This window comes from Clostridium sp. UBA7503, assembly GCF_002477055.1.
Classification (GTDB): Bacteria; Bacillota; Clostridia; order Clostridiales; family Clostridiaceae; genus Clostridium_J; species Clostridium_J sulfidigenes.
Genome location: NZ_DLNT01000058.1, coordinates 20,424 through 30,191, shown reverse-complemented (window position 1 = coordinate 30,191; position 9,768 = coordinate 20,424). Strand labels below are relative to the sequence as shown.

The window sequence follows — 9,768 nt, the reverse complement described above, 5'->3', positions numbered from 1 at the left end:
ATGGTTGATGTGGTTATGAGATATGGATTTACTGATTTTACACTAGAGAAATGGAAGAAAACCTTTGAAATAAAAGAATATTTTGAGGGCAAAATAGGAAAATCTATTTATAGTATTCTGCCAGGAATAGAAAAAAATACTTTGGAACTTTGTTAATTTCATTAAAAACCATGGATAGATATCAGTTATTTATACTGAACTATCCATGATTTTTTTATATTATATTACTAGAGATAATTTGGATACAATCCTAAGGTTATTGAACGTTATACATTCCATTCTTCTCCATGTATTGGAAAATAGCCTCTCCGTGTTTTTGTTCTTCTTTTTGTATGTGATTTAATACATCACGAACTCTAGTATCTCTAAATTCGAATATTGTAGTATCGTATGTTCCCGATACATATTTTTCAGTCATCAATAAATCTGTACACATATCAGCATCGGATAAATTAACTCCTCCTGATCGCATATTATTTGTATTTGTTGTGGAACCTTGAGCTGTCATATTTTGTCCTGAATTTTGATTTTGACTTTGCTGATTCTGTTGACCTTGTTGTTGCTGACCCATTTGAGGAAGTTGACCACTTAATAATTGATTGATGCTACCTAGATGGGTTCTTTCTGATTGTCCATTAGCATTAAAAATATCTTTTAACTGACTGTCCTTAGCTTGATTTGCATAATTTGTATACTTTTCAATGCAAATTTGCTCATGTTTTTTTTGATCCTCTAGTAAAGTTCTTTCTTTTTGTGATAATGTTATTTCCATAATACTGCACCTCCGATTATATTTTGTGTAGAACCAATTATTTTATACTAGTAAATGAAATAGTATTGAATTTTAAGCGGTATACTAGAAAAAACAGGTTAACACTCAATTTAGGTGTTAACCCTGTTTAGTATATATAGCAGATATAACAAAGAGAATTATATTACTATAAGGATTTGTTTTTTACAGTTTCAGAATTAAAGATTTCTTCATTAAATTCTCCTTCAGTTTTTGCTACAATCATTGTACATACTGCATCACCAGTGATATTTACAGAGGTTCTTGCCATATCTAAAATTCTATCAATCCCCATGATTAAAGCTATACCTTCCACTGGTAAACCTACTGACTGTAGTACCATGGATAACATAATCATTCCTACACCAGGTACTCCAGCTGTTCCAATTGAAGCTAAGGTGGCTGTTAAAATAACAGTTAAGAAAGAACTTAATGTTAAATCAACACCATAAATTTGAGCAATAAATACGGTAGCTACACCCTGCATAATAGCGGTCCCATCCATGTTAATGGTGGCCCCTAGTGGTAATGTAAAGGAAGCAACATCCTTTGAGATTCCTAAATTTTCTTCTGCAATTTCCATGGATACTGGTAAGGTTGCACTACTACTTGAGGTAGAAAAACCTACAGAAATGGCTGGGAAGAATTTTTTGAAAAATCTTATAGGACTTAATCTAGTAAATAATTTTAATAGACCACCATATACGATGGTAGCATGAATAAGTAAGCTTATTAAAACTAAAGACATGTACTTTATTAAAGGTAGCATTGCATCAAAACCTTGAGTGGCAAAGGTACGAGCAATTAAACCAAATACTCCAATGGGTGCAATTATCATTACGAAGTCTACGATTTTCATAATAAGGTCATTTAATTGTTGAAAAAGATTTGTTATCATTTTAGTTTTCTCACCTAGAGTAGATAAACCTACGCCTATTAACATGGCAAATACAATAATTTGTAGCATGTTCCCGTTTGCCATGGACGCAATAGGGTTGTTTGGTATCATATCAAGGATAACTTCAACCAATGGTGTAGCCTCTTTGATAGTAACTTCACTTAAACTAGAATTTGATAAATTTAATCCTACACCTGGTTTAAATACTGTAGATAGTGATAATGCAATTGAAATAGCAATAGCGGTAGTAGCTAAGTAAAATAATACTGTTTTTACTCCAATTCTACCTAACTTTTTAATATCTCCCATGCTGGCAGCTCCGTTGACTAGAGAAATAAAAACTAAAGGTACTACAAGCATCATAATAGCTTTTAAAAATGCCTGTCCAACTAAATAGAAAACCCCATTAATTAATAATTCATCGCGAATAAAACCCTTTGGAATAAAGTTGAATATAATACCCGTTATTAAACCTAGGATTAATCCGATAAATATTTTTGTTGATAAACTTATTTTACCTTTTTTCATTTTACCAATCCCTTCTAATGATTTTTATTATATAAATTAAATTTTTATCTAAGATTATAGAATTATATGGTGAGTAAAATTATATAATGAATAAAAACAAAAGTCAAACTTCAATTATTGGAAAAGTTAAAAAAGAATATGAAATATTTTAAAATCGATATAGTATTATTAAATTGAGTGTTAATCTAGTAATAATGCACATTAGCATTGGTTATAGATATGGATGTTGAATGTATAAAACTTTTGATATATACAATTAGATTTTGAAGGATTTTAAAATGAGTATGCAATATTCGTGTGAATAATATCAATGTAGTTAAGAAGAAAGATAAAACTTAAAAAATTGTTTGAATAAATTAACAAATAATAACATATAAAGGATTGTTATTTATATGGATATATTTTACACTTAGTATAATAGGTTAACAGATACTGTTTATCCGATGACTATAAGCTCTAATATTCCAATATTCTTCAAAGTGGGAGTAAAGAGCTCTGTTTATATTAAACTTTTTAGGAGGGGAATTTATGTTATTTATATTTATGGGGCCAAGCTGTTCAGGGAAATCTTCAACAGCAGAAGAATTAAAAAAACTTACAGATGTACAGATTTACAGTGGAAAAGATTATTTACGTATGGATAAAAATGAGAATAATGCATGGAAACTATTTGAGGAAATATTGAAAGAAGGTTGTAATAACAAAGATTTACACTCAAAATCAATAATCTATATAATCTCAGAAAAAAAGGATATGGTTAAACTTAAATTCATTAAGGGTGCTATTACTATAAATTTTACAGCTGATGCAGAAATAATAAAATCCAGATTTGCTAAAAGGATGAATGGAGTTTTACCAAGGTCAGTAGAAAGTATGATAGACAAGCAGTTACTTGAATGGAAAGACATAACTGCAAAGTTACATGTAGATACAAGTAAAGACAGTCCTAGTGATATAGTTAAAAAAATTTATGATCTAGGATTAATGGATAATAATGTATAGGTACTATACTAATATACTAGGGGCTGGTTGGAATTTATAATTTATGATAAATGCATTAAAAAATATAATACTAAGATTAAATTATGTAATTTTTACGAAAAATATTGGTATTGCAATAAATTAATAAAATAGTATAATAATTTTGTTTGCTTTATAAGTTTTCCATGGTAAAATTTATACATAACATATGGGAGGTGCTATAAAGTGATTATTGCTACTTGTTAATTAATTTTTAATGTGAAAATTAATACTAAAAGAAGTTTTAACTACCTAATTATTTAGGTTTATTTGTTGTACTTCTTTAGAAAATTTACAAGTAAGTAATGTGAAGTTTATAGAACTAAAATTAAAATCTTTTTTACACTTTATATAGTATATTTATTTTGTTGTGTAAAATATTGTAGATATTTTGGTTGTAATGAGGCGTTGCTTTATTACAGCCTTTTTAAATTTAGTTAGAGAGGTAAAACATCTAACCCTTTAAATTAGATAGGTAAAAATGAAAAAATAGATAGGATAAGGGGTATGAATATATGAAAAATCAAGTAAATAATGAATTTATGGAAGTATTAAATATATTTAATGAAGCCTATGTTAAAAGGGATATTAATGAAATAGATAGCTTTATGGATAAATTATTTGATAAGGATGAAAGTGTAACTATAGTAGGTACATGTGATGACGAGTGGTGTATTGGATATGAGGAAGTTAAGGATATATTTTTAAGTGACTGGGAATATTGGGGAGATTTAAGAGTTATAGCTGATGAGGCTACTGTAATTGAACTTGAAAATACAGCTATAATTTATACTCCAGCTACAGTGAAATATTCTTTTAACAGTAGAAGTGACACATATACACGTTACTTAGGATATATTAAAGAATATTTTGATGAAGGTTCTGATGAAAGTAAAAAATCTAATAAGGTTAAATTAACAGAAATTAATTGGACTTTATGTCATTTATTAAATCAAAGGGATAATATAGAAAGAGATTATCTATGGGATATACGTATTTCCTTTATATTAATAAAAAAAGAAAATAGATGGATTATAAAACATATGCAGTTTTCTTTACCTGTAGTTGGACATCTACCAGATGTAAGGGAATATAAAGATAGTTATGATAGAACTCAGGTTAATAAAAAGATAAAGGAATTAGAAGAAGCTTATCATAAAAATAAGTTAATGAAAAATGAAATAATAGATTTAATAAAAGACTTTAATAGTGAGTATCTAGATAAGAATATGGAATTAAATTTGATAATTGATAAATATTTTTCTACTAATAATATATTTGTTGCTAATACAGATAAAGAAATATTCACTAGTAAAGAAGAAATTAAGAAGCTAATTAAGGGGCATAGAGGATGCTATGATGAGATCAGGTTAGACAGTGAGAATTCTATGGTTGATTTTAATGAGGATATAGCTTGGGTAGTAATAAGAGGTACTATGGAAAAAGTTATTTCAGAAGAAGAGTCCTTTGAAAATACAGTTAATAAAATAAAGGATATATTTAATAAGGATTTAGATGATAAAGAGAAGCTTTTTAACATTAGAAGAAGAATTGCTGAAACCTTCAAAGAAAATGCTAAAGGTGAAGATTATATATGGCCATTTAGATTAGAGGGTGTGCTTATTAAAGAAAATAACAAGTGGGTATTTAAATATCTCCAATTTGCTTTTCCTTTTAATTATATTCTTGAGGGAAAGACAGAAGCGGCATCTTTAATAAAGAAAAATTAATAACAAAGAGACTAGTAGGGAAAAATCTTACTAGTCTCTTTCCGTAAATAAGGTTTATTCAAATAGTATGAAAAGCAATTAAGGGGAATAATATAAATCTCAGTTAATGCAAATAAATATACTTGGGTGATGTAAATGGATAAACTTATAAGCAATAAAAATCTTATAAAAATTAGCTCTAGGATAATAATTATTATTTACTTTATTTTTTTATGTATTGATTTTATAACCAAAGATTTAAAAAACACATATTCAGTCACATTAAAATATTCAGCTATAGTGCTTTGCTTTATCATATCCTTATTAATTAAATCCCATGGATATAGCAAAAGAGATAAAGGTTTAGTTCAGCTTGCTCGGCTATTTACCTTAATTGCAGATTATTTTCTTGCAATTTCCGGCAATTATATCATGGGAGTTTTTTTCTTTTCTCTAGTTCAAATAACTTACATAATAAGGCATAGTATTATGGAAAATAGTAAATATAAAAACTTATTGTTTTTTATAGTATCATTGTCCATAGCCTTAACAGTTTCATTAAAAATAGAAATAGCATCAATAGGAAAAAATCTTGTTGTTTTAGCACTTATATATGCATCTTTATTAATCACTAGTCTTTACTCCTCAGTGAGTACTATAACCAGAGGTAAATATTCTCAAAAAACTTCATGGATAATTGCTTTAGGTATGTTTTTATTTTTTATGTGTGATTTAAATGTAGGACTTTATAATATAGTAGCAGGAGGCAACATAAAATTTTTTCTGGGTTTTTTAATATGGTTATTTTATCTTCCTTCTCAACTTTTACTTACACTAAGTGGATTTAAAGTTCAATATCTAGAGAAAGTTTTTTGTAATATTTAACTTTAAAATATTATGAATAATTATTTAAAATCCTACAAAATATAAATACTTAGATAAGAGATAAGTCTAGCTAAGAAATGTATTTAGATTAAGATGAAATTAGAGTTGTTTAGCTATAATTTCAAATGATTATTATATTTTAGAAAGGTGAAGATTATGTTATTAATTAAAAATGGTAAAATATTGACCATGGCTGGTGTGAATTATGATAAGGGATGTGTCTTAATAGATGGGAAAAAAATTATAAAGGTAGTAGAATACATTGATGAAGATAACAGTGACATTTCTGAAGTCATTGATGCAAGCAATTGTATAGTTATGCCTGGAATAATAGAAGCTCATAGTCATATTGGTATTCAAGAAGAAAGAAAAGGTTTCGAAGGTAATGATTGCAATGAAATGACTGAGCCAGTTACACCTTATCTTAAAGCCTTAGATGCTATTAACCCTATGGATTCCACTTTTCACAAGGCCTTGAGTGCTGGGATTACTGGAGTAATGGTTGGACCAGGAAGTTCAAATGTGGTGGGTGGACAGTTTGTATTTATCAAAACTCACGGTAGAGCAATAGATAATATGGTTGTTCTGGAACCTGCTGCAATGAAGGTTGCATTTGGAGAAAATCCAAAATCAAATTATAATGACAAAGATAAGATGCCAACATCACGTATGTCCATAGCCGCTCTTTTACGAGAAGAGTTGTTTGAAGCTCAGCAATATTATAAAAATAAGAAAAACTCTCAACAATCGAGTAATGAAAACACGGATTTTAATGAAGAGTTTAGAAAAGAATGTTGGATACCTGTATTTGATAAAAAGATACCTTTAAAAGCACATGTACATAGAGCGGACGATATTCTAACTGCAATACGCATAGCTAAAGAATTTGGATTAAAAATGACCCTTGATCATTGTACAGAAGGACATTTAATTGCAGAAGAGATAAAGGAGTCAGGATTCCCAGCTATAATTGGGCCAACTCTATCAGTGCGTAATAAAATAGAAACACAAAATATGGATTTTAAAACAGCAGGCTTGTTGCATAAGGCGGGTGTAAAGGTAGCTATTACTACAGACCATCCAGTTACAAGAATACAAGACTTAGCAATTTGTGCTGGGTTTGCAGCAAAAGAAGGATTAGGTATAGATGAAGGACTTAAAGCAATTACAATAAATGCAGCTGAAATATGTAATGTATCACATAGAGTTGGAAGTATTGAAGCTGGAAAAGATGCTGACATTGCAATCTTTGATGGCAATCCCATGGAGATATTTACAAAAACTTTGTATACAATAATTGATGGTGAAGTTGTTTATAAACCATAAGACTAGCTACAATAATATTTAAGAACATTTTTTGCTTTAAAACTAAATAATTTTTATTACTTTTATTATAATGAAAGTGGCAATGAAACCAGCTAATACTGATTTTGTTGCCACTTTCTTACGTGTAGAAACAAATTCTTTTGTTTCCATAGATTGAGTCTGTTAAATATTATTATTTGTTGTTGTTATTATTGTTGTTGTTCTTGTTATTATTGTTGTTATTTTTGTTATTATTGTTGTTGTTATTTTTGTTATTTCTACAATTGTTGTTTTCCATGACATATCACCTCCTACCTAACTTATAATTTGCAAAAAAAAATATATTATTCATTCTAATAAAAAGTATCAATAAAAATTTTTACCTTAAGTTTTTTCCTATTTAAGTAATTTTACACTAGACTAATTAGAAAAAGTTTTTTAAAATATAAGATAAATTAATTTAATTTTTAAAATTAATATAAAAGAATGCATTTTGTGAAATTACTCAAGAAATTAAGATGATAAAAATTAATTTCTTATGGAAGCATAGTAATTTATGCCCTTAAGTCTTAAGCATAAAAAACAAATTGCAAGAAATAATAAAGCTATAAAAAGCTATTTAGGAGGAAGCAATGATAGAAAAAACACAAAAGAAGGCAATAACATTTATTGAAGCCATTGCAATAGTAGTTGGAATGATAATAGGCTCTGGAATATTCCTAAAGCCAGGTATAGTTTTTAATGATTCAGGCTCACCTATAATGGGTATAATGGCTTGGATAGTTGGAGGTATTATAACTCTAGCTTCTGCACTTACCATTGCAGAAATAGCTTCATGTATACCTAAAACTGGTGGGTTATATGTTTATCTTGAGGAGCTGTATGGAGAAGTATGGGGTTTTCTATTAGGATGGGTTCAAACAGTAATATCTTATCCTGCATCAGGAGCAGCATTAGCCATAGCTTTTTCCACTTATGCTNNTTTCCAGCAAAAACTTCTAGCAGTAGGAATATTAGTGTTTGTAATAATCATGAATATAATTAGTACTAAGTATGGAGGGGCAATTCAAACTATTTCAACAGTGGGGAAGCTTGTCCCAATAGTTGCTATTATTATATTTGGATTAATTAGTGGTAAAACTCATGATTTTCGCTCCGTTACCGTTATGACTGAAGGAGCTGGTTTTGGAGCTGCAGTATTAGGTACATTATGGGCTTATGATGGATGGATAGGTGTTACAAACATAGCAGGAGAATTAAAAAATCCAGCTAAGGAAATGCCTAAGGCAATTATTTTTGGAGTTACATCGGTTATATTTATATATGCACTAATAAGTATAGCAATGGTTAATGTAATGCCCATTGAAAATATAGTTGCATCAACGACACCAGCATCGGATGTAGCAGTTTCACTATTTGGGAAAGGTGGTGCTGCATTTATAACAGCAGGAATTATAGTATCAGTATTTGGAGCTATGAATGGATATTTATTAACCGGTTCTAGAGTACCATTAGCTATGGGGCAGAGAAAACAATTGCCTTATTCAACTCAACTGGGTAAAATACACGATAAATTTGGAACTCCTACTAATGCATTAATTCTTGAAGGCATGTTAGCTACTATTTATATTTTTTCAGGAACATTTAATGCTCTTACGGACTTATTAATATTTGTTTTATGGATATTCTTTGTTATGGGTGTCTTTGGTATATTTAGACTTAGAAAAAAAATACCTGCAGATAAAAGACCATATAAAGTTCCTCTATATCCATTCATACCATTGGTGGGGATATTGGGAGGAGTTTACATACTATATAGCACAATTGTATCGGCACCATTGAATTCTATAATAGGAATAGGGATAACTCTTGTTGGACTTCCAATATTTTATTATTTAAAAAGAAGATAGTATTTAGCCTCAATGAATTGAGGTATGACTCTAAATTAAAAAAGATTGATTCAGATAATTATTTGAATCAATCTTTTTTATAATGTATAGAAAACTATTTAAGCAAAAATTCAATAGAAAAGTAAATACAATAAAAATTGAATCTTACACTATTCTTATAACTGAATTATTAAGATAAATTAAGCAATATATATAAAACATGAATAAAGTGTGAAGGAGTTGATAATATGAAAATTGAAGGTATAAAAAAGTTAGTTTTAAAATTAGTATTGCAACAGTGATAATAACTCTAATAACAGCGATTACTATAAGTGTAGTTATGTCTTATATGAATATTCAAACTAGCAATAAACTATTAGATAGTGAAAGACAAATCTTAAATGAAGATTATGATATGAAAATTAAGGAACAAGTAGAAATTGTTATTGGTATGAGAGATACAATAAATAAAAACACTGAAACAGGAAAACTTACTGTTGAAGAAGCTAAGAAGCAAAGTGCAGATTTAGTAAGAGAGTTGAAATTTGGTGAAGAGGGTTATTCTTGGATCGATACTGTTGAGGGTGAAAATATAGGATTTTAACATATTTATTTATGAAGAAGTAATTGAAATTTGATAACAAAAAATAGTATAAAATTGTTTATATGTATTTTATAATATTCTTTGTATGTGAAAATAAAATCAATTTAAAGAAATAATAAGAAATATTTAGCTTACACTAT

The 9,768-nt window shown here is 28.5% G+C and carries 8 protein-coding genes; 6 read left to right on the top strand and 2 right to left on the bottom strand.

Features of this window, described 5'->3' with window-relative positions:
- Positions 1-256: 256 nt before the first annotated feature.
- Positions 257-772, bottom strand: coding sequence for a spore coat protein (locus B3630_RS16690; protein ID WP_346900133.1), 516 nt, complete (start codon positions 770-772; stop codon positions 257-259).
- Positions 773-938: 166 nt separating this feature from the next.
- Positions 939-2,216: a dicarboxylate/amino acid:cation symporter gene (locus B3630_RS16685; protein WP_346900131.1), complete on the bottom strand. Its 1,278-nt coding sequence runs from the start codon at positions 2,214-2,216 to the stop codon at positions 939-941.
- Positions 2,217-2,744: 528 nt separating this feature from the next.
- On the opposite strand from B3630_RS16685, the gene B3630_RS16680 reads away from it, so the two are divergent.
- The 6 genes from B3630_RS16680 (at position 2,745) to B3630_RS16655 (ending at position 9,628) form a co-directional block, all read left to right on the top strand.
- A complete protein-coding gene (locus B3630_RS16680) occupies positions 2,745-3,218 on the top strand; it encodes a hypothetical protein (protein WP_346900129.1) in 474 nt (157 codons plus the stop codon).
- A gap of 533 nt (positions 3,219-3,751) precedes the next feature.
- The gene (locus B3630_RS16675; RefSeq protein ID WP_346900127.1) at positions 3,752-4,966 is read left to right on the top strand and encodes a hypothetical protein; all 1,215 of its coding nucleotides are present in this window, start codon (positions 3,752-3,754) and stop codon (positions 4,964-4,966) included.
- Between the two features lie 135 nt (positions 4,967-5,101).
- Positions 5,102-5,830 carry a hypothetical protein gene (locus tag B3630_RS16670; RefSeq protein ID WP_346900125.1) on the top strand — a complete coding sequence of 243 codons (729 nt, stop codon included), beginning with the start codon at positions 5,102-5,104 and terminating at the stop codon, positions 5,828-5,830.
- Between the two features lie 156 nt (positions 5,831-5,986).
- Positions 5,987-7,156: an amidohydrolase gene (locus B3630_RS16665; RefSeq protein ID WP_346900123.1), complete on the top strand. Its 1,170-nt coding sequence runs from the start codon at positions 5,987-5,989 to the stop codon at positions 7,154-7,156.
- Between the two features lie 611 nt (positions 7,157-7,767).
- Positions 7,768-9,045, top strand: a complete 1,278-nt coding sequence (locus B3630_RS16660; RefSeq protein ID WP_346900121.1) for an APC family permease — start codon at positions 7,768-7,770, stop codon at positions 9,043-9,045.
- Positions 9,046-9,373: 328 nt separating this feature from the next.
- Positions 9,374-9,628 carry a cache domain-containing protein gene (locus B3630_RS16655; RefSeq protein WP_346900119.1) on the top strand — a complete coding sequence of 85 codons (255 nt, stop codon included), beginning with the start codon at positions 9,374-9,376 and terminating at the stop codon, positions 9,626-9,628.
- Positions 9,629-9,768: the final 140 nt, after the last annotated feature.

What these genes read in the sequence shown, in the direction of transcription:
- B3630_RS16655 (WP_346900119.1), top strand. Translation starts at nt 9,374, where the DNA reads ATGAATATTCAAACTAGCAATAAACTATTAGATAGTGAAAGACAAATC.
- B3630_RS16690 (WP_346900133.1), bottom strand. Translation starts at nt 772, where the DNA reads ATGGAAATAACATTATCACAAAAAGAAAGAACTTTACTAGAGGATCAA.
- B3630_RS16685 (WP_346900131.1), bottom strand. Translation starts at nt 2,216, where the DNA reads ATGAAAAAAGGTAAAATAAGTTTATCAACAAAAATATTTATCGGATTA.
- B3630_RS16670 (WP_346900125.1), top strand. Translation starts at nt 5,102, where the DNA reads ATGGATAAACTTATAAGCAATAAAAATCTTATAAAAATTAGCTCTAGG.
- B3630_RS16680 (WP_346900129.1), top strand. Translation starts at nt 2,745, where the DNA reads ATGTTATTTATATTTATGGGGCCAAGCTGTTCAGGGAAATCTTCAACA.
- B3630_RS16665 (WP_346900123.1), top strand. Translation starts at nt 5,987, where the DNA reads ATGTTATTAATTAAAAATGGTAAAATATTGACCATGGCTGGTGTGAAT.
- B3630_RS16675 (WP_346900127.1), top strand. Translation starts at nt 3,752, where the DNA reads ATGAAAAATCAAGTAAATAATGAATTTATGGAAGTATTAAATATATTT.